General features: G+C 62.4%; 18 protein-coding genes. 10 read left to right on the forward strand and 8 right to left on the reverse strand.

Features of this window, described 5'->3' with window-relative positions; translation table 11 throughout:
- On the reverse strand, positions 1–1,746 hold the full coding sequence (argS, locus tag ACRCYW_RS18455) for an arginine--tRNA ligase (RefSeq protein ID WP_438551470.1): 1,746 nt from the start codon (positions 1,744–1,746) through the stop codon (positions 1–3).
- 314 nt (positions 1,747–2,060) lie between these two features.
- Here argS and ACRCYW_RS18460 point away from each other — a divergent pair, with 314 nt between their 5' ends.
- The 3 genes from ACRCYW_RS18460 (at position 2,061) to ACRCYW_RS18470 (ending at position 3,972) form a co-directional block, all read left to right on the forward strand.
- Positions 2,061–2,627, forward strand: a complete 567-nt coding sequence (locus tag ACRCYW_RS18460; RefSeq protein ID WP_438551471.1) for an LON peptidase substrate-binding domain-containing protein — start codon at positions 2,061–2,063, stop codon at positions 2,625–2,627.
- Between the two features lie 132 nt (positions 2,628–2,759).
- Positions 2,760–3,329: a sigma-70 family RNA polymerase sigma factor gene (locus ACRCYW_RS18465; protein WP_438551472.1), complete on the forward strand. Its 570-nt coding sequence runs from the start codon at positions 2,760–2,762 to the stop codon at positions 3,327–3,329.
- The gene (locus ACRCYW_RS18470) at positions 3,322–3,972 is read left to right on the forward strand and encodes a ChrR family anti-sigma-E factor (protein WP_438551473.1); all 651 of its coding nucleotides are present in this window, start codon (positions 3,322–3,324) and stop codon (positions 3,970–3,972) included. Before ACRCYW_RS18465 ends, ACRCYW_RS18470 begins: the two co-directional genes overlap by 8 nt.
- Positions 3,973–4,030: 58 nt before the next feature.
- Here the strand turns inward: ACRCYW_RS18470 and bacA are convergent, their stop codons facing one another.
- The 6 genes from bacA to galE form a co-directional block, all read right to left on the reverse strand.
- Positions 4,031–4,846, reverse strand: coding sequence for an undecaprenyl-diphosphate phosphatase (gene bacA / locus ACRCYW_RS18475; protein WP_438551474.1), 816 nt, complete (start codon positions 4,844–4,846; stop codon positions 4,031–4,033).
- A gap of 203 nt (positions 4,847–5,049) precedes the next feature.
- On the reverse strand, positions 5,050–6,045 hold the full coding sequence (locus ACRCYW_RS18480) for an aldo/keto reductase (RefSeq protein WP_438551510.1): 996 nt from the start codon (positions 6,043–6,045) through the stop codon (positions 5,050–5,052).
- A gap of 82 nt (positions 6,046–6,127) precedes the next feature.
- Positions 6,128–7,126 (reverse strand): galactose-1-epimerase, encoded by a 999-nt coding sequence (gene galM / locus ACRCYW_RS18485; protein ID WP_438551475.1) that lies wholly within the window; start codon positions 7,124–7,126, stop codon positions 6,128–6,130.
- A gap of 23 nt (positions 7,127–7,149) precedes the next feature.
- Positions 7,150–8,298 (reverse strand): galactokinase, encoded by a 1,149-nt coding sequence (gene galK / locus ACRCYW_RS18490; RefSeq protein ID WP_438551476.1) that lies wholly within the window; start codon positions 8,296–8,298, stop codon positions 7,150–7,152.
- Positions 8,295–9,353, reverse strand: a complete 1,059-nt coding sequence (locus tag ACRCYW_RS18495; RefSeq protein ID WP_438551477.1) for a UDP-glucose--hexose-1-phosphate uridylyltransferase — start codon at positions 9,351–9,353, stop codon at positions 8,295–8,297. Before ACRCYW_RS18495 ends, galK begins: the two co-directional genes overlap by 4 nt.
- Before the next feature lie 102 nt (positions 9,354–9,455).
- Entirely contained in the window at positions 9,456–10,469 is a 1,014-nt protein-coding gene (gene galE, locus ACRCYW_RS18500; protein WP_438551478.1) for a UDP-glucose 4-epimerase GalE, read from the reverse strand.
- Positions 10,470–10,684: 215 nt separating this feature from the next.
- Between galE and ACRCYW_RS18505 the strand changes: the two genes are divergently transcribed.
- From ACRCYW_RS18505 to ACRCYW_RS18530, 6 genes are all read left to right on the forward strand, one after another.
- Complete coding sequence (locus ACRCYW_RS18505) at positions 10,685–11,689, forward strand: substrate-binding domain-containing protein (protein ID WP_438551479.1); 1,005 nt, start codon at positions 10,685–10,687, stop codon at positions 11,687–11,689.
- A gap of 801 nt (positions 11,690–12,490) precedes the next feature.
- On the forward strand, positions 12,491–15,544 hold the full coding sequence (locus ACRCYW_RS18510) for a beta-galactosidase (RefSeq protein WP_438551480.1): 3,054 nt from the start codon (positions 12,491–12,493) through the stop codon (positions 15,542–15,544).
- Positions 15,545–15,767: 223 nt separating this feature from the next.
- Complete coding sequence (mglB, locus tag ACRCYW_RS18515; protein WP_438551481.1) at positions 15,768–16,754, forward strand: galactose/glucose ABC transporter substrate-binding protein MglB; 987 nt, start codon at positions 15,768–15,770, stop codon at positions 16,752–16,754.
- A 54-nt stretch (positions 16,755–16,808) separates the two neighbouring features.
- Entirely contained in the window at positions 16,809–18,329 is a 1,521-nt protein-coding gene (gene mglA / locus ACRCYW_RS18520; RefSeq protein WP_438551482.1) for a galactose/methyl galactoside ABC transporter ATP-binding protein MglA, read from the forward strand.
- A gap of 15 nt (positions 18,330–18,344) precedes the next feature.
- Positions 18,345–19,355 carry a galactose/methyl galactoside ABC transporter permease MglC gene (gene mglC / locus ACRCYW_RS18525; RefSeq protein ID WP_438551483.1) on the forward strand — a complete coding sequence of 337 codons (1,011 nt, stop codon included), beginning with the start codon at positions 18,345–18,347 and terminating at the stop codon, positions 19,353–19,355.
- A 58-nt stretch (positions 19,356–19,413) separates the two neighbouring features.
- Complete coding sequence (locus tag ACRCYW_RS18530) at positions 19,414–21,147, forward strand: methyl-accepting chemotaxis protein (protein ID WP_438551484.1); 1,734 nt, start codon at positions 19,414–19,416, stop codon at positions 21,145–21,147.
- Positions 21,148–22,076: 929 nt separating this feature from the next.
- Here ACRCYW_RS18530 and ACRCYW_RS18535 read toward each other — a convergent pair.
- Positions 22,077–22,253, reverse strand: coding sequence for a hypothetical protein (locus ACRCYW_RS18535; protein ID WP_438551485.1), 177 nt, complete (start codon positions 22,251–22,253; stop codon positions 22,077–22,079).
- A 747-nt stretch (positions 22,254–23,000) separates the two neighbouring features.
- Here ACRCYW_RS18535 and arcA point away from each other — a divergent pair.
- Positions 23,001–24,221 carry an arginine deiminase gene (gene arcA, locus ACRCYW_RS18540; RefSeq protein WP_332502980.1) on the forward strand — a complete coding sequence of 407 codons (1,221 nt, stop codon included), beginning with the start codon at positions 23,001–23,003 and terminating at the stop codon, positions 24,219–24,221.
- The last annotated feature ends 53 nt before the right edge of the window (positions 24,222–24,274 follow it).

The following is a 24,274-nucleotide window of genomic DNA, read 5'->3' on the forward strand; positions in this document are numbered from 1 at the left end:
TTACATGCGCTCCAGGGTGTGGATGCCCAGCACGCCCAGGCCGAGTTTCAGGACCTTGGCGGTGGCGGCGCACAGCAGCAGACGGCTGTTGCGGGTGGCTTCGTCGACGCCATCCTTGTTGATCGGGCAGGCTTCGTAGAAGGTCATGAAGTTGCCGGACAGCTCGTACAGATAGGTACAGAGCAGGTGCGGCATGCCCTTGTCCGCCACGCCGTTGACCACGTCGGAGAACTGGATCAGCTTCTGGGCCAGGGTCTCTTCCGCTTCCTCGTTCAGCACTATCTTGCCGGTCAGGCTGCCTTCATCGACGCCGGCCTTGCGGAAGATGGACTGGATACGGGTGTAGGCGTACTGCAGATACGGTGCGGTGTTGCCTTCGAAGGAGAGCATCAGATCCCAGTCGAAGATGTAGTCGGTGGTGCGGTTCTTGGAGAGATCCGCATACTTGACCGCGCCCATGGCGATGGCGTGCACCACCTTGGCCTTCTCCTCGGCAGAAAGGTCGCTGTTGCGGCTCTCCAGCAGGGCCTTGGCACGATCCTCGGCCTCGTTCAGCAGCTCGACCAGCTTGACGGTGCCGCCGGAGCGGGTCTTGTAGGGACGGCCATCCTTGCCCAGCATCATGCCGAAGGCGTGGTGCTCGAGGGGCACGGATGCCGGCACATAGCCTGCCTTGCGGGTGATGGTCCAGGCCTGCATCAGGTGCTGGTGCTGACGGGAGTCGATGAAGTACATCACCCGATCCGCCTTGAGGGTCTCGTAACGGTACTTGGCACAGGCGATGTCGGTGGTGGTGTAGAGGAAACCGCCATCGCTCTTCTGGATGATGACCCCCATGGGCTCCCCATCCTTGTTCTTGTACTCGTCCAGGTAGACGACGGTGGCGCCTTCGCTCTCGACCGCCAGGCCACGGGCCTTCAGGTCGGCGACTATCTCCGGCAGCATGTCGTTGTACATGGACTCGCCCATGATGTCCTTGCTGGTCAGGGAGACATTCAGGCGGTCGTAGTTGCGCTGGTTCTGCTCCATGGTCATGTCGACCAGCTTCTTCCACATGGTGCGGCAGTACTCATCGCCGCCCTGCAGCTTGACCACGTAGTTGCGGGCACGCTCGGCGAAGGCTTCGTCTTCGTCATACAGGCGCTTGGCCTGGGTGTAGAAGGCCTCCAGATCCTTGAGCTGCATGTCGCTGGCGTGCTCGTTCTCCATCTTCTCCAGATAGGCGATCAGCATGCCGAACTGGGTGCCCCAGTCGCCGATGTGGTTGGCGCGCACCACCTTGTGGCCGAGGAACTCCAGGGCGCGGGCCGCCACGTCACCGAGGACGGTGGAGCGGATGTGGTGCACCGCCATCTCTTTCGCCACGTTGGGGGCGGAGTAGTCCACCACCACTGTCTGCGGCGCGGGCAGCTTCACGTTGGCGTTGGCGCTCTGCACCATGGTCTCGACCTGACCGGCCAGCCAGTTGGTGTCGAAGAAGAAGTTGATGAAACCGGGACCGGCGATCTCCACCTTGGCGACGAGGTCGGAGGCAGGCAGATGTTCGATGATGGCGGCAGCCAGCTCGCGGGGGTTCTTGCGGGCCGGTTTGGCCAGCAGCATGGCCAGGTTGGTGGCCAGGTCACCGTGAGCTTTTTCCTTGCATCGGTCCACTTGCACCCGGGCTTCCAGGTCGGCGGGCAGGACGCCTGCGGACTTGAGATTGGCTACCGTTTGTTCAAGTAGATGATGAATATGCTCTTTCATAACTGACCACCGAGGTTGCGCGTCGAAAAATGACTGACTGGATAAGGGCGTGAATTTTACCCGCATCGGGCCGAGAAAACTACAGGAATGGCCCGCCCCTCTTGGGGTGGCGGATATTTAACTGCTTTTTCCACCATATTCCAGAATATTGCGTGGAATAACTGGTGGTTATCCATTTCTACTGCATATCGAAGCGCGTTGTCCAGGCTATTTTCCCCTGTTTGTTAAAGGGTCTTTCGACCGCCGCGACTTTGAATGATCTCCCCGCGCCCTGTGGTCGTATCATTAGGTGACATCGACCGAGGATGATTTCGATGAAACTGGCGCTGTTCCCCCTCTCCGCTCACCTGCTGCCCGGCGGCATGATGCCGCTGCGCATCTTCGAGCCCCGCTATCAGCGCATGGTCGCCGAGGCCCAGCGCCGGGAGTTCGCGCTCTGCATGCTGGATCCCCGCCAGCCCGAGGCGCTACGCAACATGTACCCCATCGCCACCCGGGTGCGGATCGTCGACTTCGATCTGCTGCCGGAGGGCCTGCTCGGCATCACCGTGCTCGGGGTGAGCCGGGTGCGGATCACCGATCTCTGGCAGGAGTCCGATGGCCTGCGAGTGGGGGAGGTGGAGCCCCTGCCGCCCTGGCAGACCAGTCGGCTCAACGCCGATCAACACTCCCTGGCCAAGGCGCTGCAGGATGTGTTCAACGACTACCCCGAGTACGCCGCCCTCTATACCCAGCCAGACTGGGACGATGCCAGCTGGGTGGTGCAGCGCTGGCTCGAGGTGCTGCCGATCCCGGTGGAACACAAACAGTGGCTGGTGGCGGCGGAGAACAACCAGCCGGCGCTCTCCCTGCTGAGCGGCCTGCTGGTGGCGAGCCACTGAATACGGGCCAGGGTGATCCTTTTCGGGTGGGCGCCGTATCTCTCTGCATCTAGGGGAGGGTGACCATCGAGGTAGGGCGAGATGACATATACTAGCCAACCATCAAATGTTCCATTCAGGACCGAGTCCCCCATGGATAATCCCGATGGTGATCTGACCGCCCAGTTGCTGCGGGTGGCGGAGCGGGCCGACAAGGCCGCCTTCGCCAGCCTGTTCCACCACTTCGCGCCGCGCATCCGGGGCTATGGCCTGCGCCACCTCGGCAGCGAGGCCAATGCCCTCGAACTGGTGCAGGAGACCATGTTGCTGGTGTGGCAGAAGGCGCGCCTCTATCGTCCCGACAAGGGGGCTCCCACCACCTGGATTTACACCGTCATGCGCAACCAGTGCTTCGACATGCTGCGTCGCCGTCGTGCCAGCAAGGAGGATCTCTGTGCCGAGGAGCTGTGGCCCCTGCTGGAGTTCAAGGCGCAGGAGGAGCAGCTGAGCGATGGGGAGGGAGTCGTGCTGACGAGCCAGATGGCCCATCACCTCGCCACCCTGCCGCCGACACAGCAGCAGGTGGTGCGCGGCATCTATCTGCAGGAGCTCTCCCAGCAGGAGCTGGCGGCGCTGCTCGGCGTCCCGCTCGGGACCATCAAATCGCGGCTGCGGCTGGCACTGCAGAAGCTCAAGGAACAAGTGGAGCAAGACCATGATTAAAGCCCATCCCACCCAGGCCCTGTTGCGTGCCTTCGCGGCCGACGAACTGCCGCTGCCGCTGACGGTCGGGATCGCCGCCCATTGCGAGCTCTGCGCCGAGTGTGGCGCCGGTCTGAGCGCCTGGGAGGCGGAACTGGCGGCCAGCCATCTGGGGGCGCCGGCGGCTGCGGAGGCTCCCGAACTGGATGCCATGCTGGCGGCCATCTTGCAGCAGCCGGTCTCCCATCAGGAGGCCCAGATCCAGCCGGCCACCGAGCTGAGGGTCGGGGAGCGCGGCTACCCCTTGCCCAGAGCCCTCGCCCGCTATCATCAAGCCAACTGGCGTCGCCTCGGTGGCATCCGCCACTGCCGGCTGCCGCTGACGGAGCAGGGGGTACGGGCCGGCCTGCTGCACGTGGAGGCGGGGGGGCAGATCCCGGATCACACCCACCAGGGCTACGAGCTGACCCTGCTGCTGGCGGGCAACTTGCAAGAAGGGGAGGTGCGCTATCAGGCGGGGGACTTCATCTGGCGGGACGCCAGCCACCACCACAGCCCCCATACCCCGGATGGCTGCCTCTGCTACACGGTGCAGGATGCCCCCATCCGCTTCACCAAGGGGTTGCCACGGCTGCTCAACCGCATCAGCCATCGACTCTACTGAATCATAGGGCCAATGAAAAAGGGACCAGTGCGGTCCCTTTTTTCGTGTTGTGGGTCTATCAGGCGACGAACACCAGATAGACGGCGAAGGCCACCACGAAGCGGTAGATGGCGAACGGGATGAAGTCGAGGCGGCGGATCAGCGCGAGGAAGGTCTTGATGGCGATCATGGCCACCACGAAGGCGGTGACGAAGCCTACCGCGAACATGGGGAAGTCCGCCCAGGAGAGGAAGTCGCGGCTCTTGTAGAGATCCAGGCCGCTCGCGGCCACCATCATGGGCACCGCCAGGATGAAGGAGAACTCGGCCGCCGCCTGACGGCTGATCCCCATCAGCATGCCGCCGCTGATGGTGGCGCCGGAGCGGGAGAAGCCGGGCCAGAGCGCCAGACACTGGAACAGGCCTATGCCGAGCGCCTGCTTGTAGCTGATGTCATCCAGGGTCTCGGAGCGCACGGCGGGGCGGCACTTCTCGGCGATGATGAGCAGGATGCCGCCGGCCACCAGGGCATACATGACGGTTTCCGGTCCGAACAGATGGGCCTTGATCCAGCTGTGGATGGCCAGGCCGATGATCACGGCGGGCATCATGCCGAGGAGGATGTGCACCAGGGAGAGGGTGGCATGGCCAGGCGCCGGTTTCTGACCAAAATGGATACCGATCAGCCCGAACAGGCGGCGCCAGAACACGGCGACCACCGCCAGGATGGAGCCCAGCTGGATCACGACCTCGAAGGTGGCGGCCTTGGGGCCCTCGAATCCGAGCAGGTGGCCGACGATGATCATGTGGCCGGTGGAGGATACGGGTAAAAATTCGGTCAGGCCTTCCACTATGCCCAGCACAAAGGCGACAAACAGGGCGTAGGAATCGGTCATGGGTCAGTCTCTTGGTTGATGGTGCCGGATAAAATCAGCCCCGAGCGGAGTCGGGGCAGCCAATGATGGCGGAAAAGCACGCGGGCAACCAGAGAATATTTTGGCGTCATTCGCTGGTGCGGCCGGGTGTCTTTCGCTGCCATTCATGGCCCCATGATGGCATGGGGATAGTTAAGGAAGAATTAACCTCGCGAACATTCTGCTCAGCTCATGACGGACAGGATCTTTTGCTGCAGTTCATCCTCCAGGGGGGGCAGGCTCAGGGCGTCCACCGCGCTGACAATCTGTTGGGGACTGCTGGCACCGATCAGGGCGCAGCTCACCACGGGGTCGCGCAGCACCCACTGCAGGGCGAGTTGTGATAGGGCTTGTCCCCGCTGACGCGCCAGGGCGTGCAGGGCGCGGATCTTCGCAAGCTTCTCCTCGGTGATCTGGTCCGGTTGCAGGAAGGGGCTGGCGCTGGCGGCGCGAGAATCGCTCGGGATTCCGGCCAGATAGCGATCGCTCAGCAAGCCGCCCGCCAGGGGAGAGAAGGCGACCACCCCCATCCCCTGCTCACGGCAGACCGGCAGCGTCTGCGCCTCGATCTCCCGCTGGAACAAGGAGTATTTGAGCTGATTGACCAGGCAGGGGGTGCCGAGCTCGGCCAGCCGGGCCGCCGCCTTGGCGGCCAGCTCGGCTGGGTAGTTGGAGAGGCCTATGTAGAGCGCCTTGCCCTGACGCACCATCAGCGCCAGGGCCTGGCAGGTCTCCTCCAGCGGGGTGCGGGGATCCGGCCTGTGGTGATAGAAGATATCCACATAGTCGAGGCCGAGCCGACGCAGGCTCTGGTGCAGGCTGGCAAACAGGTACTTGGCGCTGCCGCCATCGCCGTAGGGGCCGTCCCACATCACATAACCCGCCTTGCTGGCGATGATGAGCTCGTCTCTATAGGGAGCCAGGCTGCCCTTGAGCAGGGCGCCGAAGGTGGTCTCGGCGCTGCCCGGCGGGGGACCATAGTTGTTGGCGAGATCGAAGTGGGTGATCCCCAGATCGAAGGCCTGGTGCACCATGGCCTTCACCCTGGCGGGATCGCTCCCCCCGCCGAAGTTGTGCCAGAGACCGAGACCTATGCCGGGCAGGTGCAGGCCGTGGCGGCCGGCGGGCCGGTAGGGCTGACGCTGATAGCGATCGGCGGCGGCCTGGTAGTGAGCTTCCATGTCCATCAAGACTCCTGTGATGATTCGGCATCGGCCTGGTCGGGGCCGCTTCCCGCGAGGAGAGCCGGCCCGGGCACCGGCGTCAGCGGGCGGGGATAAAGCGGTAACGGGTCTGGTGATGATAGCGCTGGCCCGGCAGCAGCCAGGGATCCCCCAGCTCGGGGCGATTCGGGCTGTCCGGTAGCTGCTGGGCCTCCAGACAGAAGCCGGCGTGATCCCGATGGCTCCTGCCGGTGCGATCCGGCGTGTTGGCGAGCCAGTTGCCGCTGTAGAACTGCAAGGAGGGCTGATTGGTATAGACCTCCATCGCCAGTTGCCGATCGGCGGAGAGCACGCGGGCCGCCCAGGCCTGCCCGAACTTGCTAAATCGATCGGCCCCGTGCAGCAGATAGGCGTGGTCATAGCCCTTGGCCTGCATCTGCTGGGAGTGGCTCAGCCAGGCCTGGCCGATGAGGCGCTCGGCGCGCAGATCGAAGGGTCCCTCCACCGGGCTGATGGCGAGGGGCAGGCCGCTGGCATCCGTGGGCAGGAAGTGATCCGCCCGCAGGGTAATGGCGTGCTGACGCACATCCCCCTCGGGGCCATCACCGTCCAGGTTGAAGTAGGCGTGGCTGGTGAGGCTGACCGGGGTGGGGGCGTCGCTGGTGGCGTCAAAGTCGATCACCAGATCCTGCCCCTCCAGCCGGTACTCCAGGGTCACCCGCAGCTGGCCGGGGAAGCCCTGATCCCCCGCCGGGGAGAGCAGGCTCAGCCGGACGCTGTCCGCACCCTGCTCGACCTGCTGCCAGCGGCGGCGGTGAAAGCCGTCCCGACCGCCGTGCAGGCAGTGTGGGGGCTGGTTGGCATCCAGGGGCCAGCGCTGGCCGTCTCGCACCAGCTCGGCGTTGCCGATGCGGTTGGCGAAGCGTCCCGCCACGGCTCCGAGCCACACCTGTTGGAGCGGATAATCCTCATCGGCACAGCCGAGCAACACTTCCCGCCGCTCCCCACCCACGGGCAGGCTGAGGGAGGTCAGGGTCGCGCCGAAGTCGAGGCCGCGCAGGCGCAATCCCGCCTCGTTCTCCAGTACGAAGGGGGTCATGGCCCCCTCCTGTCCTGTGCGGGTCATAGCCGTCCCGCCCCTGCGGTGGCGCGGCAGACATAGCAGTCGGCCTTGAGGCCGAAGCGGGCCGGGTATTCGGCCTCGACCCTGGCGATCACCGCCTCCACCTGCTCCGGGCGCAGCAGGGCGACCACGCAGCCGCCGAAGCCGCCGCCTGTCATGCGCACGCCTCCCTGGGTTCCGATCTGCCCCTTGATGATCTCCACCAGGCCGTCGATGGCCGGCACCGTTATCTCGAAGTCGTCGCGCATGGCGGCGTGGGACTCGGCCATCAGCTCGCCGAGGCGCACCAGATCGCCGCTCGCCAGGGCATCGGCGGCGGCCAGGGTGCGGGCATTCTCGCCGACCACGTGGCGGGCGCGGCGATAGCTGATCTCATCGAGTCCAACCTTGCCCGCCTCCAGCGCCGCCAGATCCAGATCCCGCAGAGCCTTGACCCCGTAGTGACGAGCGGCGTGCTCGCACTGCTGGCGACGGGTGTTGTATTCGCTGTCCACCAGGCCACGACGTACGTTGGAGTTGACGATCAGCACCGCCAGATCCGTCGGCATGGGGATGAGGCGGGTCTCTAGGGAGCGGCAATCCAGCAGCAGGGCGTGATCTACCTCTCCGCTGGCGGAGATCATCTGATCCATGATGCCGCAGTTGCAGCCGACGAACTGGTTCTCCGCCTGCTGGCCGTTGAGGGCTATCTCGGCCTGGCTGATGTCCAGCCCCAGCGCCTCCTTGAAGGCCTGGCCTATGGCCACCTCCAGCGAGGCGGAGGAGGAGAGGCCTGTGCCCTGGGGCACGTTGCCGGAGACCACCAGGTTGAGGCCGCGCAGGGCATGGCCGCGCTCCTGCAAGTACTTCACCACGCCGCGGATGTAGTCGCTCCAACGCTGATCCGGGTGGTGCCCGATGGGTTGGGCGAGATCGAAGATATCCCGCTGGTTGCCGTAGTCGGCGGCGATCACATGGACCAGGTTGTCGCCGCGCAGGCCGATGGCGACGCAGGTCTCGTAGTCGATGGCACAGGGCAGCACGAAACCGTCGTTGTAGTCGGTGTGCTCGCCGATGAGGTTGACGCGGCCGGGGGCGCGCACCAGCAGGTCGGGCTGCTGCTCAAACTGCTCGGCATAGACGGCGCTGACGCGTTGGCTGGGGGTCATGGGGTCACCTCATTGGCTTGATTGGTCTGGTTGTAGTGAATGGGGGAGAGCGCCCGCAGCCGCTCTGCCGCCTGTTCCGGGGTGAGATCGCGCTGGGTCTCCGCCAGCATCTCGAAGCCCACCATGAATTTGCGCACGGTCGCGGAGCGCAGCAGGGGCGGGTAGAAGTGGGCGTGCAACTGCCAGGCCTCGGGGCAATCCGAGTTCGGCGGTGCGAAGTGCCAGCCCATAGAGTAAGGGAAGCTGCACTCGAACAGGTTGTCGTAGCGGCTGGTGAGCTCCTTGAGCGCCACAGCAAGATCCTGTTGCTGGGCCGGGCTGAGATCCAGCATGGAGGGCACATGGGCCTTGGGCAGCAGCAGGGTCTCGAACGGCCAGGCGGCCCAGAACGGCACCACCGCCAGCCAGTGCTCGGTCTCCACCACGATGCGGTTGCGATCCGCCAGCTCCCGCTTTACATAGTCCAGCAGCAGCGGGCTGCCATGCTCGGCCCGCCAGGCACGCTGATTCTCTTCTTCGCGGGCGATTTCGTTGGGTAGGAAGTCGCTGCCCCACAGCTGGCCGTGGGGGTGCGGGTTGGAGCAGCCCATGACGGCGCCCTTGTTTTCGAACACTTGCACCCATTCCCACTGCTGTGACAGCTCGGCAACCTGGCTCATCCAGGTGTGGATCACCGCCTCGATGGCGGGCAATGGCAGCTCGGGCAGGGTCTTGCCGTGATCCGGCGAGAAGCAGATGACCCGGCTGGTGCCCCGGGCGGCCTCCAGCTTGAGCAGTGGATCCTGCTCGCCAGCGGCGGCCGGGGTGTCCTGCATCAGGGCGGCGAAGTCGTTGGTGAAGACGAAGGTGTCCCGATAGTCGGGGTTCTGGTCGCCGGTGACGCGTTTGTTGCCCGCGCAGAGGAAGCAGTCGGGGTCATGGGCCTGGCTCGGCGCCTGGCTTATCTTCTCGACCTGTCCCTGCCAGGGGCGCTTGGCCCTGTGGGGGGAGACCAGCACATATTGGCCGGTCAGCGGGTTGAAACGACGGTGGGGGTGATCAACCGGGTTGAACATCATCACTCCTCAAAGCTGAATGAAAGGGTTGCGGAGAAGGGGATTTGACGCCCCTCATCCCCGGCCCTTCTCCCGGGAGGAGAGAAGGGCGCAAAACGGATATCACGCCTCGTAACCGTTCGGGTTGGCGGACTGCCAGCGCCAGCTGTCGGCGCACATGGCCGCGAGATCCCGGCTGGCATGCCAGCCCAGCTCGCGTTCGGCCTTGGCCGGATCGGCCCAGCACTCGGCGATGTCCCCCGGGCGCCTCGGCTCGATGCGATAGGGCAGGGGGCGGCCGCTGGCCAGCTCGAAGGCCGCGACCATCTGCAGCACGCTCTGGCCCTGGCCCGTCCCCAGATTGTAGGTGTGAACGCCGCCCCGGTTTGCGCAGTGGTGCAGTGCCTTGACGTGCCCCTCGGCGAGATCCATCACATGGATGTAGTCGCGCACCCCGGTGCCGTCCGGTGTGTTGTAATCGTTTCCAAATATGGAGAGGTGGTCACGGCGGCCGATGGCGACCTGGGTCAGGAAGGGCATGAGATTGTTCGGTGTGCCTTGCGGATCCTCCCCCAGGGTGCCGGATTCATGGGCGCCGACCGGGTTGAAGTAGCGCAGCAGCGTCATGCTCCAGTGGGGCTCGGCCGCCTGCAGATCCTCGAGGATCTCCTCGATGATCAGCTTGGATCGCCCGTAGGGATTGGTGGCGCTGCGGGGGAACTCCTCCCGGATGGGAGTCGTTGCCGGATCGCCGTAGACGGTGGCGGAGGAGCTGAACACCAGGTTGTGGACGCCGGCCTTCTTCATGGCTTCCAACAGCACCAGGGTGCCGCTGAGGTTGTTCTGGTAGTAGGCGAGGGGAATGCGGGTGGACTCACCGACTGCCTTGAGGGCGGCGAAGTGGATGACGGCGGCTATCTCCTGCTCGCCGAAGATGCGCGTCAGCAGCGCCTCGTCACGGATGTCTCCCTCGTAAAACAGGGGCTCCCGGCCACTGATGGCGGCTATCCTGGCCAAGACGGCTCGCTTGCTGTTGCACAGGTTGTCTACCACCACGGGCTCCATGCCGGCGGCCTGCAAGGCGAGACAGGTGTGGCTGCCGATATAGCCGCAACCGCCGGTGACCAGTACCTTCATCCTCTTCTCCACGTTTGTTCTCCCTGCTTGAACTGTCTGAGCAGGAGTCTAGCCGAGGGGTTCACTCCCAAACTGTGAGCGGGGTAACATTTTGTGTAAACGATTACACTTCTTGGGAGGAGCAAAACCGGGGTCATCTCGGTTTTTCCCCTGTTATCAGTGGGATTGCTCGGTATAATGACCTCGTCTTGCACAGTGAAATAAGTGAAAACAGCATGAGCACCATCAAGGATGTCGCCCGTTTGGCCAATGTTTCGGTGGCAACGGTTTCACGGGTGATGAACAACTCACCCAAGGCCAGCGCCGCCTCTCGCGAGGTCGTCCAGAAAGCCATGGCCGAGCTGGGCTATACCCCCAATGCCAACGCGCGGGCGCTGGTCAGCCAGACCTGCGACACCATGGGTGTGGTGGTGGGTGACGTGGCCGATCCCTTCTTCGGCGCCCTGGTCAAGGGGGTTGCCGGGGTGGCGGTGGAACAGGGGTTGCACCTCTTGATGGGTAATGGTTTTCACAAGGCAGAGTCGGAGCGGGCCGCCATCGAGCTGCTGATCGGCAAACGCTGCGATGCGCTGGTGGTGCACAGCAAGGCGCTGAGCGATGAGGAGCTGATCGACTATGCCCATCGTTCCCCCGGCATGGTGCTGATCAACCGCGACATTCCGGCGCTGAAGGGACGCTGCATCTCCCTCAACAACCGGCAGGGGGCCGCGACGGCCACCCGTCATCTGCTGGATCTGGGCCACCGCCATATCGCCTTCGTCAGCTCGGATCACGCGATCGAGGATGCGATCTTGCGCCATCAGGGCTATCAGGATGCCCTGCTGGAGGCCGGCATTCCGGTGGACCCCGAGCTGGTGGAGAGCGGTGTACCTAATGAAGAGGGGGGGGAGCGTGCCATGCTCAACCTGCTGGCCAAGGGGCTGCCCATCACCGCCGTGGTGGCCTATAACGACGCCATGGCGGCGGGGGCCATCTCTGTGCTGGCGGACAACGGCCTCAAGGTGCCGGAAGAGGTCTCGGTGGTGGGCTTCGATGACATCATCTATGCCAGGTATCTGAGACCCAAGCTCTCCACCATGCGCTACCCCATCGAGTTGATGGCGGCCCAGGCCGCCAAGCTGGCGCTGCAACTGGCGGCCGGCGAGAGCGAGGCGGTGGCAAGCCGTGTCTACACCCCGACCCTGATCAATCGTCACTCGGTGGCACCAGTCAGGCTCTGAGGCCACCTTGATGGCCGCGGCGTAATGGATAGCCCTATGTCGCGTCTACACGCCAAGCCGCTGATCCATCGTCATTCGGTGGCGCCGGTCAGGTTCTGAGTCAGCCTCGATGGTGGCGGCGTAATGGATAGCCCTATGCCGCGTCTACAGCCGCTGATCCATCGTCATTCGGTGGCGCCGGTCAGGCTCTGAGCCCACCTCGATGACAGGGGCGTGATGGATGGCTCTATGTCGCGCCTGTACGCCAAACCGCTGATCAATCGTCATTCGGTGGCGCCGGGCTCTGAGTCAGCCTCGATGGCGACAGCGTGATGGATGGCTCTATGTCGCGCCAGCACGCCAAACCACCGATCAATCCCCACTCCAAGGCCTCCGGTCAAGTGCCAGCCGCGATCACCATATGCGCCATGGCTGCATATCAAGCCTTAGCCGGACCGTCGCCTTGGCGGCACCAATGTATCTCCTGATGCCTGTGTCGATGGCGGTTGGCATGGCACAGTCCCACAATGCCTAGTCTGGCAACCGCCATTCGCTCCCCAGCCTCCAGGTTGAACACTCAGCCTCTTCACTGCGTCAGGCGCTTCTTCCCCCTTCCCCCGTTTCCCTGTTTTTCCTCGTTCCCGGCGCCCCCATGGCGAGGATCGGATTTTTACTCATCTTTAATCATTTTTACCCCGTTTTACTTAACATTTGCAGTGTAATCGTTTACACCTGTGTGAGCGGGATCGCCGTTTCCCGCATCAAACTCTCCTACACTGCAGACGTTTTCATCGACGCGACTCAATGCAGGGAGAGATAAGGATGCTCAGGGAGATCTTGGCCCGTCAGGATTGGCAGACCCAGGCGATCACCGCCGTCAACCGCTTGCCCGCTCATACTCCCCTGTCCAGCTGGCGCAGCGAGGCGGATGCCCGGGCCGGGACCCCGTCTCCCTCGCGCCTGCTGCTGGATGGTGACTGGCAGTTCTCCTTCTTCGAGGCGCCGGAGCAGGTGCCGGGCGAGTGGCTCGAGCAGGATCTGGCGGATGCCACCACGGTTCGGGTACCCGGCAACTGGCAGTTGCAGGGCTTCGATCGCCCCATCTACACCAATATCAAGTACCCCTTCCCCTGCGATCCCCCCAGGGTGCCGGCGCAGAATCCCACCGGCTGCTATTCCCGGGAATTTGAACTGCCCGCCCACTGGCTGGCCAGCGGCCAGACCCGCATCATCTTCGACGGGGTGGACAGCGCCTTCCATCTGTTCTGCAACGGCCGCTGGGTCGGCTACTCCCAGGACAGCCGGTTGCCCGCCGAATTCGATCTGGCCCCCTTCCTGCAGGCTGGCCAGAACCGGCTGGCGGCCCTGGTGCTGCGCTGGTCCGATGGCTCCTACCTCGAAGATCAGGACATGTGGCGCCTCTCCGGCATCTTCCGCTCCGTCAGCCTGTTGCACAAACCGGTGCGCCAGCTGATGGACGTGCGGCTGACCCCGGTGCTGGATGCCTGCTACCGGGATGCCCGCCTCAAGCTGGAGGTGCAGGTGAATGACGGCGCCGGGCTTAGGGTGGAGGCAGCCCTCTATTTCGGCGACGCCCTGGTGGTGAGCAAGCGCCAACCCCTCGGCACGGCGCCCATCGACGAGAAGGGGGCCTTTGAGGACAGGAGCGAGCTCTGGCTGGAGGTCGCCGCCCCCCACAAGTGGAGTGCCGAGACCCCTTATCTCTACCGGCTGACGCTGACCCTGCTGGACGAGCAGGGTGAGTGCATCGAGTGCGAGGCCTATGACGTGGGCTTTCGGGCGGTGGAGATCCGTGGCGGTCTGCTGCGGGTCAACGGCCAGCCCCTGCTCATTCGCGGCGCCAACCGCCACGAACACGATCCCGCCCTCGGCCACGTGGTGACCCGGGCCGCCATGGAGCAGGATCTGCGGCTGATGAAGCAGAACAACTTCAACGCGGTGCGCTGCTCCCACTACCCCAATCACCCTGAGTTCTATCGCCTGTGCGATCGCCTCGGCCTCTACGTGGTGGACGAGGCGAACCTGGAGACCCATGGCATGACCCCCATGGGCAGGCTGGCGCGGGATCCCGCCTGGAGCGGCGCCTTCCTCGAGCGGGTGACCCGCATGGTGGCGCGGGACTTCAACCATCCCAGCGTCATTATCTGGTCCCTCGGCAACGAGTCCGGTTACGGCCCGGCCCACGACGCCATGTACCAGTGGGTCAAGGGGAGCGACCCCAGCCGCCCCGTTCAGTACGAGGGGGGCGGTGCCGACACCCCGGCCACAGACATCATCTGCCCCATGTATGCCCGCACCCATCAGGATCAACCCTTCCCAGCGGTGCCCAAGTGGGCGCTGGCCAAGTGGATCGGCCTGCCCGGCGAGACCCGGCCGCTGATCCTGTGTGAATACGCCCACGCCATGGGCAACAGCCTGGGGGGCTATGCCGAGTATTGGCAGGCGTTTCGCACCCATCCTCGCCTGCAAGGCGGCTTCGTCTGGGATTGGGTGGATCAGGGGCTCGACAAACGGACCGACGACGGCCGCCATTTCTGGGCCTATGGCGGCGACTTCGGTGACAGCCCCAACGACCGCCAGTTCTGCTGCAACGGCCTGCTGTTCCCGGACCGGACGCCCCATCCCGCCCTGGTTGAAGCGAAGCGGGCCCAACAGCCGTTCGAGATGAGGCTGGTGAGCCAGCAGCCGCTGGTGGTGGAGGTATTGAGCGACTATCTGTTCCGCACCACGGACAACGAGCGGCTGCGCTGGCAGCTGCGGGAGGATGGTCGGGTGCTGCAGGAAGGTGAATGCCCACTCAGCCTGGCTCCCCTGACCGGCGTGACGCTGACCCTGCTCGAGCAGCCGCCGGCCTTCACCCCGGGAGCCCTGGTCTCCCTGGATCTGGCCATAGTGCAGCCGGATGCCACGGCCTGGGCCGAGGCGGGGCACGAGGCGGCCCGTCAGCAATTCATTCTGCCATCCCCCCTGGCATTGCCAGAGGCATTCCACAGCACGGCCTTGCTGGAGCAGCCGGATCACTGGCTGGCCACCGCCGCAGGCAGTGAGTGGCAACTGGACAAGATCAGCGGTCGCATCCGCCACTGGCGCAAACAGGGCCGCGAGCAACTGAAGGGCGCCATCGCCGATCACTTCTACCGGGCACCGCTCGACAACGACATCGGCACCAGCGAGGCGGATCACGCGGATCCCAACGCCTGGATTGCCCGTTGGCAGGAGGCGGGCCTGAACACGCTGCAGCACCGCTGCCTCGCCATGACGGCGAGCCCGGAGCAGGGGGTGATAGTGGTGACCCACGGCTACTTCGCCGGCGACGACTTGAAGATCCTGACCCTATGGCGTCATCGCTTCGGCGCGGACGGTGCCATGGCACTGGAGATCGAGGTGGAGGTCGCCGCCGACATGCCTTCCCTGCCTCGCATCGGCGTCCGGCTCTGGCTGGTGGATGAGGTGATGGCCAAGACGGATGAGGTGAGCTGGCTGGGGCGCGGCCCCCACGAGAACTACCCGGACCGCTTGCTCGCCGCCGACCAGGGCCGCTGGCAGCTGCCGCTAGACGCCCTGCACACCCCCTATGTGTTCCCGACCGACAACGGGCTGCGCTGCGACACCCGCCAGCTGCGGTTGGGGGAGCTCGACATCCGGGGCCGCTTCCACTTCAGTCTCAGCCGCTACAGCCAGCAGCAGCTTGCGGCGGCCCGCCACCAGACCGACCTGGTGGCCGAGGGGGGTCTGCATCTGTGCCTCGACGGCTTCCACATGGGGGTGGGCGGGGATGACTCCTGGAGCCAGAGCGTGCGGCCGGAATATTGGTTGCAACCGGGGAGCTACTATTGGAACTGTGTTCTACGCTGAGTCTGATCCCCTGGTAATGGCATAGGAATCCAATAGAGTCTCTACGTTTTGTATTTCATTGATTCTTATGGGTTTCATGTCTATGTAACAGAGTGTAAACGTTTTCATTTTGTTGTCAGGATCACAGAACATCGGACAACAAATTGATTACATTAGGCTGGCGCCAGCTCAGATGGTGTACAGCATTCCCTACAAAAACAGATACAGAGATCGGAGCATAACAATGAAAAAACTCACGACAGTCGCCACCCTGCTGATGGGACTGATGGCGGGAGCCCAAGCCCAGGCCGACACCCGCATCGGGGTCACCGTCTACAAGTATGACGACAACTTCATGGCGGTAGTGCGCAAGGCCATCGAGAAGGAAGCGGCGGCGAACCCGGGTGTCGAGCTGCTGATGAACGACTCCCAGAACGACCAGTCCAAGCAGAATGACCAGATCGACGTGCTGCTGGCCAAGGGCGTGAAGGCGCTGGCCATCAACCTGGTCGACCCGGCGGCGGCCTCTGTCGTGATCGAGAAGGCCCGTGCCGACGAGATCCCCGTGGTGTTCTACAACAAGGAACCGAGCGCGGCGGACATGGCCAGCTATGACAAGGCCTACTACGTGGGCACCGATTCCAAGGAGTCAGGCATCATCCAGGGCCAGCTGATCGCCAAGCACTGGAAGGCACACCCGGAGTGGGATCTGAACAAGGATGGCGTCATCCAGTTCGTGCTGCTCAAGGGCGAGCCGGGCCACCCGGATGCGGAAGCCCGTACCACCTATGTCGTCAAGACCCTGAACGATGGCGGCATCAAGACCCAGCAGCTGCACATGGATACCGGTATGTGGGATACCGCCATGGCGAAAGACAAGATGGACGCCTGGATCTCCGGCCCGAACGCCAACAAGATCGAAGTGGTCATCGCCAACAACGACGGCATGGCGATGGGGGCTGTTGAATCCCTGAAAGCCCAGGGCAAGAGCGCCATCCCGGTGTTCGGCGTCGACGCCCTGCCGGAAGCCCTGGCCATGGTCAAGAGCGGTGCCATGGCGGGGACTGTGCTGAACGATGCGGCCAACCAGGCCAAGGCCACCTTCGATCTGTCCAAGAACCTGGCCGAAGGCAAGCCGGCCGGTGAAGGCACCAACTGGAAGATCGACAACAAGATCGTCCGTGTTCCTTACGTGGGCGTGGATAAAGACAACCTGTCCCAGTTCGAGTAATTCCCTCCTCCCGGGCAAGGGTGACCCCCTTGCCCTCTGTTCCAACCAGATGTGATGGCTGATATGACAACACGGCAACAATCAGAATGGCTGTTGGAGATGATTGACGTCAGTAAGAGTTTCCCTGGCGTCAAGGCACTCGATAAAGTCAATTTACGGGTCCGTCCTCATTCTGTGCATGCGTTGATGGGCGAGAATGGCGCGGGAAAATCCACGCTGCTCAAGTGCTTGTTCGGCATCTATGAGAAGGATGAGGGCAAGATCTTCTTCAAGGGGGAGGAGATCAACTTCACCTCCTCCAAGGAGGCGCTGGAGAATGGCGTCTCCATGGTGCACCAGGAGCTGAACCTGGTGTTGCAACGCACCGTGATGGACAACATGTGGCTCGGCCGCTACCCCACCAAGGGGTGGTTCGTTGACCACGGCAAGATGTATGAAGAGACCAAACACATCTTCGATGAGCTGGACATCGACATAGACCCCAGGGTCAAGGTCGGCACCCTGTCCGTTTCCCAGATGCAGATGATCGAGATCGCCAAGGCGTTCTCCTATGACGCCAAGATCGTCATCATGGATGAGCCCACCTCCTCCCTGACCGAGAAGGAGGTCAATCACCTCTTCAAGATCATCAACAAGCTCAAGGAGAAAGGCTGCGGCATCGTCTACATCTCCCACAAGATGGAAGAGATCTTCCAGCTGTGCGACGAGATCACCATATTGCGGGATGGGCAGTGGGTGGATACCCGGCCGCTCCAGGGCATGACCATGGATCAGATCATCGGCATGATGGTCGGGCGTGAGCTGACCCAGCGCTTCCCGGAAAAAACCAATGAGCCGAAAGAGGTGATCCTCGAGGTCGAGCACCTGACGGCCAAGAACCAGCCCTCCATCCAGGACATCACCTTCAACCTGCACAAGGGGGAGATCCTCGGCATCGCCGGTCTGGTGGGGGCCAAGCGCACCGACATCGTCGAGACCCTGTTCGGTATCCGCGATCGCAGCGAAGGAAGCATCAGGCTGCACGGCAAAGAGGTGGCGAACCATACCGCCCACGAGGCGATCCAGAACGGCTTCGCCCTGGTGACCGAGGAGCGCCGCTCCACCGGCATCTACTCCCGCCTCGACATCGCCTTCAACTCCCTGATCGCCAACATGGACAGCTACAAGGGCTCCATGGGGCTGCTCAGCGACAACAAGATGAAGAGCGACACCCAGTGGGTCATCGACTCCATGCGGGTCAAGACACCGACCCAGCAGACCCAGATCGGCAGCCTCTCCGGCGGCAATCAGCAGAAGGTCATCATAGGCCGCTGGCTGCTGACCCAGCCCGAGATCCTGATGCTGGACGAACCGACCCGCGGCATCGACGTGGGGGCCAAGTTCGAGATCTATCAGCTCATTCTGGAGCTGGCCAAGAAGGACAAGGGGATCGTCATCATCTCCTCCGAAATGCCCGAGCTGCTGGGGATCACGGACCGCATCATGGTCATGAGCAATGGCCGGGTCGCGGGGATCGTCAACACCAAAGAAACTGACCAGAGCGAGATCCTGCGCCTGGCATCTCTGTACCTATAAGACAGGAAGACATTTATGGAGTCGGCTAAAAAATTCAATCTGATGCAGGCGCTCAAAGAGAACGGCATCTATGTGGTGCTGCTGGTGCTGCTCATGGTCATCGTGATCAAGGAGCCCTCCTTCCTGAGCCTCACCAACTTCAGCAACATCCTGACCCAGTCCTCGGTGCGGATCATCATCGCCCTCGGGGTGGCGGGCATCATCATCACCCAGGGGACTGACCTGTCGGCCGGCCGCCAGGTGGGCCTGGCGGCCCTGATTGCGGCCACCATGCTGCAGGCCCTGACCAACGTCAACAAGGTGTTCCCCAGCCTGGGGGAGGTACCCATCCCGGTGGTGATCCTGCTGGTCTGCGCCGTGGGTGCCGTGATCGGTCTCATCAACGGCCTGATCGTGGCCTACCTGAACGTGACCCCCTTCATCACCACACTGGGCACCATGATCATCGTCTACGGCATCAACTCGCTGTACTTCGACTCCGTGGGCGCCTCCCCGGTGGCCGGCTTCGATCCCCGCTTCTCCAGCTTCGCGCAGGGGTTTATCCGGATTGGGGGCTTTAAACTATCGTACCTGACCTTCTATGCGGCCATCGCCAGCGTGTTCGTCTGGGTGCTGTGGAACAAGACCCGCTTCGGCAAGAACATCTTCGCCATCGGTGGCAACCCGGAAGCCGCCAAGGTGTCCGGCGTCAACGTGGCCGTCAACCTGGTGATGATCTATGCTCTTGCCGGTGTCTTCTACGCCTTCGGCGGCATGCTGGAAGCGGGCCGAATCGGCAGCGCCACCAACAACCTGGGCTTCATGTATGAGCTCGATGCCATCGCGGCCTGCGTGGTGGGCGGGGTCTCCTTCGCCGGCGGCGTGGGGACGGTGGCCGGGGTCATCACGGGGGTGCTCATCTTCACCCTGATCAACTACGGTCTGACCTATATCGGCGTCAGCCCCTACTGGCAGTTCATCATCAAGGGCGGCATCATCATACTGGCGGTCGCACTGGACTCCATGAAGTACGCCAAGAAGAAGTAAGCATTGGCAGAGAGGGCTGGAGCAATTCCGGCCCTCTCTATTTGGAGGGACCCATCCCATGCCATTCAAAGTCAAGATCAACGTCCTCCTGCTGCTCGCCATCCTGGTCACCATCGGCACCGCCTGGCTCAGCGTCAATCACTTCATCAGCGGCTACATCCGCACCCAGGCCACCGAGAACATCAACGAGCAGATCACCTTGGTCAAGGAGAAGCTGGCGGGGGACATCAACCAGCGGGTGCTGCTGGCGGCCAACCTCAATCTGGGGGTGACCAGCGTCAAGAAGGCCCTGCAGGAGACCGGCTTCCACAACATCGTCAAGCTGGTGGGCAACATGGCGTTCGACGTGAACGGGGTCATCGACGACCCGGCCAGGGTCGAGACCCTGCGCAAGTTGATCCCCGCCGCCAACAATCGGATCACCGTCAGCCCTCTGGAGCAGCTGGACGGCAAGCCGGTCATCTCCATCCTGGTGCCGCGGGGGGCGGATTCCGCCTACCTCTATTACCTCGACATGAGCGAGTTCAAGACGTTGCTGGAGCAGGTGAGCGGGGAGGGGCGCTACTTCTCCCTGACCGACAGCCAGGGGCACGTGCTCCACGACGGCAAGCCCCAGGGGGAGAGCGAGGCGCGTCCCAATTCGCTGGACATCCGGGGCAGCCAGTGGACCCTGACCGGCTACGTGGATCTGGACCATATCCGGACCATGACCCAGGCCCTCAACGGCAAGATCACCCTGGCCCTGCTGGGGGTGGCGGTTCTGGTGCTGATCCTCTCCATGGTGGCCCTCAATCTGGCCTATAGGCCCATCCTCTCCCTGCGGGATCTGGTGCAGGAGCTGTCTCAAGGCAGTGGGGATCTGACCCGCCGCCTGGCGGTCACCAGCAAGGACGATCTCGGCCAGATCTCCGCCGGTATCAACCGCTTCATCGAGCGGCTGCAGGAGATGATGGGGGAGGTGAGCAAGGCCAGCGGTCAGCTCAACGAGGGGATCTCGGATCTCGCCAGGCAGACAGGCTCGGCCCAGGGGCTGCTGGCGGAGCATGTGCGGGAGACGGAGCAGGTGGTCACCGCCATCAACGAGATGAGCCGTACCGCCATCTCGGTGTCGGAGAGTGCGGCCAGCACGGCCCAGCTGACGGGCCAGAGCCAGCAGCTGGCCAGCGAGTCACGGCAGGTGGTGGACAGGGCCATGGATAGTGTGACCGCGCTGGTGGCCGAGGTGGAGACCACCGCCAGCTCCATCGCCGCCATGCAGCAGGATGTGCAGCAGATTGGCTCCATCCTGGGAGTCATCGGCGGCATCGCCGAGCAGACCAATCTGCTGGCCCTCAACGCGGCCATCGAGGCGGCCCGTGCAGGCGAGCAGGGGCGCGGCTTCGCCGTGGTGGCCGACGAGGTGCGCTCCCTGGCCGGGCGCACCCAGCAGAGCACCGCCGAGATCCAGACCATGCTGAGCCGGCTGCAGCGGGGCACCCAGACTGTGGTGGAGGCCATGGGCAACACCCGCCAGAGTTGTCAGGATGCGGCAGAGAACACCAGCAGGGTGAATGCGTCTCTGGATGCCATGGCGGGGGAGGTGGTGGAGATCAACGATCTCATCAGCCACATCGCCACGGCGGCGGAACAACAGAGCGCGGTGGCCGAGGAGATCAACCGCAACATGAGTGCCATCGCCGAGGTGATCACCCAGCTCAAGGGCAACGGCGAGCGGACGGTGCATAGCTCGGCGTCCATGCAGCGCACCTACGACAGGCTGAGGGAGATAGTGGGGCACTTCCGTTTGCAATGAACGCTTGCAATGACCCTTTGCTGTGAGGCGGTCATCAGCGAAGAGAAGCATCGGCTGGCCGGGATCGCCCTGGCCGGCGCATCGGAAAAACCAGAAAACGGGCAAAAAAGATGGGGGCGACTTGCGTCGCCCCCGATAGTCTTATCGCTCATGTCCTTGAACGAAGTTGCTCCCTGCAATCCCTGACTATACCTCTTCCTTTAGGTTTCCCCTTCCCAATCCTTTGGGGTGTCCTTTAGCCATCATGGCCTGACGAGTCATCCATTCCCGTCGCACTTTCTCCGTCCTGGGAGGTGTCCTTTACCACATCCTGTGGTGAGTCCATTTGCCCAACCCTGGCAGCCAGTCTTTCTGACCGACTTCATTGCGTCCGTGCAGGAGTAACTATAAGGATTTCGGGAGGGACGACAACGGCACGCTGAAAAACGTTTTTACCTAACTCGTTTCCCAGGAAACGATGGCATTGGTTTGTCTTTATTAATCATCATGTTGTGATTTTTTATGGCAGGTTTTTCGATCTTATCTTCCGACTATGGCGGGATCTTGATGGGAGCTTTGCTCACGCATTGTATGGCGAATGTCTCACGCATCATTTAACTGAGGTTCAGGAACGTAACAAATGGCAGAGCCGTTTGCGAAGGTAGCTTGAACGCCTGTCCTCCGGCCCTGGCCTCGGCGCCATATTGCCCAAGGCTAAAGGGGGATCCGGCAACCCGCCCTGGAGCAAGTCAGCCTGCCGGCAGATGGCGGCTTGGGGATGAGGCCAGAGGAGGAGGGCATCAACGGCCTGAGCAGGAAGCGCTCATAGTTGCCGCCACCATTCATAAACCGGGTGATCGGGATAAACGAAGTGAGGGAAGAACAAGGAATAAGAGGGGAGGAGTCACGGGTCTGGCCAAGAGGAGGAGACCTCCCCTTGGACTCAGGGGTTAGTAGTGCTGGCTGCCGCCATGCCATAGGCACACATATTCGGGTACCAGCATCTGGGGAGCCTGGTCGACGTGGCAGACCACCAGAGGCATGGCGGGGGCGCCCTGAGCGCTGACCAGAGCCGGAGTGGCGGGCAAGACCAGGGCGATGAACAGAAACAGCGATTTGACCTTCATGGATATCTCCTTGGTGACAGGACTCGGTGTGATACTGATCACTGTTTGAGTTAAGCCGAGGTGGGTGGCGCCGCAAGGAGGCACGATAAATTCAACTAATGAAAAAAGTTTAAAAACGGGCGCCAACGGCACGGTTGAAAAAAGCATCATCCGGATGCGGACAAAATGCATATCCATATAAGAGACATAGGACGACGCCCGTCATTTGAGGAGCCGCCGAAGCGGGTCGGGGTCATTGCCATGATCTGGAACAAGAAACTGATTATGCAAGCCAGGTGATGAGAGTGACTATTTATGTGGAGGCCAAATGGGACTTTTTCGAAGATCCATTCACTCATAGGCACAGAAAATTCAATTCACATGTAATTTGTTTTTATCATATTGATTTATATTGATATTTATTATTTGGCATATCCCTTTGTAGATATTTTCAATGAATGAAAACGCTCTCTCGTTGAAATTTAAGAGGTCTTTTTTGCTTATTTATTGAGATGGAGTGAATGGGGAAATGTCATTTATGTAAACTCCATCAAAAATTAACTCATGGTTTTATTCAGTTCCGATTGAATGTGATCAATGTCTAAGTTTGTGGTACTTGGCAGGCCTAATCTCTGCGTCGAAAGGCAAGGGCAGGATAGAACACAAGCCGAGTACCCTACATAAAGAATATCCCGCCTTAGCCACGAGCCAGAATAGAAGGAATCTATTCAATCACTCGCAGGGACCACTGCTAGACGGAATATAATCATGAGCAAATTTTATGTAGGTTCTGAAGTTGGCCAATTGCGCCGTGTCATGCTGCACCGCCCCAACCTCAGTCTGAAGCGTCTGACCCCTTCCAACTGTCAGGATCTGCTGTTCGATGACGTCCTGTCCGTGGAACGCGCCGGCCAGGAGCACGACAAATTCGCTCAAGTGCTGCGCGATCAGAATGTCGAAGTCTTCCTGCTGACCAACCTGCTGGCCGAAACCCTGGACGTACCGGAAGCCAAAGCCTGGCTGCTGCAAAACCAGGTCTCCGATTATCGCCTCGGCACCGCACTGGCCAACGACGTGCGCTGCTTCCTGGCCGACATGCCGCACCGCGAGCTGGCTCGCATCCTCTCCGGCGGCCTGACCTACTCCGAGATGCCCTACAGCGGCGTCAACATGGTAGTGGGCATGCACGCACCGACCGATTTCATCATCGAGCCGCTGCCCAACCACCTCTTTACCCGTGACACCTCCTGCTGGGTCTACGGTGGCGTCTCCATCAACCCCATGGCCAAGGCCGCCCGTCGCCGCGAAACCAACCACGTGAAGGCCATCTACCGCTGGCACCCGCAGTTTGCCGGTCAGGACTTCATCAAATACTTCGGTGACGAAGAGCGCGACTACGACAACTCCACCATCGAAGGGGGTGACGTCCTGGTCATCGGACGCGGCGCCGTGCTCATCGGCATGTCCGAGCGCACCACGCCACAAGGTGTCGAACACCTGGCGCGCGGTCTGTTCAAGCACGGCCAGGCCAAGCAGGTCATCGCCATGCAACTGCCGAAACACCGCAGCTGCATGCACCTGGATACCGTCATGACCCACATGGACATAGACACCTTCTCCGTCTATCCGGAAGTCATCCGCAAGGATGTGAACTGCTGGAGCCTGACCCCGGGCGGTGCCACCGGCATGAACATCAAGGAAGAAGGCTACTTCGTGACCGCCATCGAGAAGGCGCTGGGTGTGGATCAGCTGAAGCTCATCACCACCGGCGGCGACACCTTCGAGGCTGAGCGCGAGCAGTGGAACGACGCCAACAACGTGCTGACCGTGCGTCCAGGGGTCGTCGTAGGCTACGAGCGCAACACCTACACCAACGAGAAATACGACAAGGCCGGCATCACAGTGCTGCCCATCCCGGGTGAAGAGCTGGGACGTGGTCGCGGCGGCGCCCGCTGCATGAGCTGCCCGATGGAACGTGACGGCATCTAACAAGACGGCGTGGCGCCGGCGGAGGCTGGCGCCACACAGACTCACACTCGAGA

Origin of the sequence: Aeromonas sp. (assembly GCF_051657805.1) — a bacterium.
Lineage (GTDB): Bacteria > Pseudomonadota > Gammaproteobacteria > Enterobacterales > Aeromonadaceae > Aeromonas.

Coding starts and splice junctions, on each gene's coding strand:
- argS (WP_438551470.1), bottom strand. CDS start 1,746: ATGAAAGAGCATATTCATCATCTACTTGAACAAACGGTAGCCAATCTC.
- ACRCYW_RS18460 (WP_438551471.1), top strand. CDS start 2,061: ATGAAACTGGCGCTGTTCCCCCTCTCCGCTCACCTGCTGCCCGGCGGC.
- ACRCYW_RS18465 (WP_438551472.1), top strand. CDS start 2,760: ATGGATAATCCCGATGGTGATCTGACCGCCCAGTTGCTGCGGGTGGCG.
- ACRCYW_RS18470 (WP_438551473.1), top strand. CDS start 3,322: ATGATTAAAGCCCATCCCACCCAGGCCCTGTTGCGTGCCTTCGCGGCC.
- bacA (WP_438551474.1), bottom strand. CDS start 4,846: ATGACCGATTCCTACGCCCTGTTTGTCGCCTTTGTGCTGGGCATAGTG.
- ACRCYW_RS18480 (WP_438551510.1), bottom strand. CDS start 6,045: ATGGAAGCTCACTACCAGGCCGCCGCCGATCGCTATCAGCGTCAGCCC.
- galM (WP_438551475.1), bottom strand. CDS start 7,126: ATGACCCCCTTCGTACTGGAGAACGAGGCGGGATTGCGCCTGCGCGGC.
- galK (WP_438551476.1), bottom strand. CDS start 8,298: ATGACCCCCAGCCAACGCGTCAGCGCCGTCTATGCCGAGCAGTTTGAG.
- ACRCYW_RS18495 (WP_438551477.1), bottom strand. CDS start 9,353: ATGTTCAACCCGGTTGATCACCCCCACCGTCGTTTCAACCCGCTGACC.
- galE (WP_438551478.1), bottom strand. CDS start 10,469: ATGAAGGTACTGGTCACCGGCGGTTGCGGCTATATCGGCAGCCACACC.
- ACRCYW_RS18505 (WP_438551479.1), top strand. CDS start 10,685: ATGAGCACCATCAAGGATGTCGCCCGTTTGGCCAATGTTTCGGTGGCA.
- ACRCYW_RS18510 (WP_438551480.1), top strand. CDS start 12,491: ATGCTCAGGGAGATCTTGGCCCGTCAGGATTGGCAGACCCAGGCGATC.
- mglB (WP_438551481.1), top strand. CDS start 15,768: ATGAAAAAACTCACGACAGTCGCCACCCTGCTGATGGGACTGATGGCG.
- mglA (WP_438551482.1), top strand. CDS start 16,809: ATGGCTGATATGACAACACGGCAACAATCAGAATGGCTGTTGGAGATG.
- mglC (WP_438551483.1), top strand. CDS start 18,345: ATGGAGTCGGCTAAAAAATTCAATCTGATGCAGGCGCTCAAAGAGAAC.
- ACRCYW_RS18530 (WP_438551484.1), top strand. CDS start 19,414: ATGCCATTCAAAGTCAAGATCAACGTCCTCCTGCTGCTCGCCATCCTG.
- ACRCYW_RS18535 (WP_438551485.1), bottom strand. CDS start 22,253: ATGAAGGTCAAATCGCTGTTTCTGTTCATCGCCCTGGTCTTGCCCGCC.
- arcA (WP_332502980.1), top strand. CDS start 23,001: ATGAGCAAATTTTATGTAGGTTCTGAAGTTGGCCAATTGCGCCGTGTC.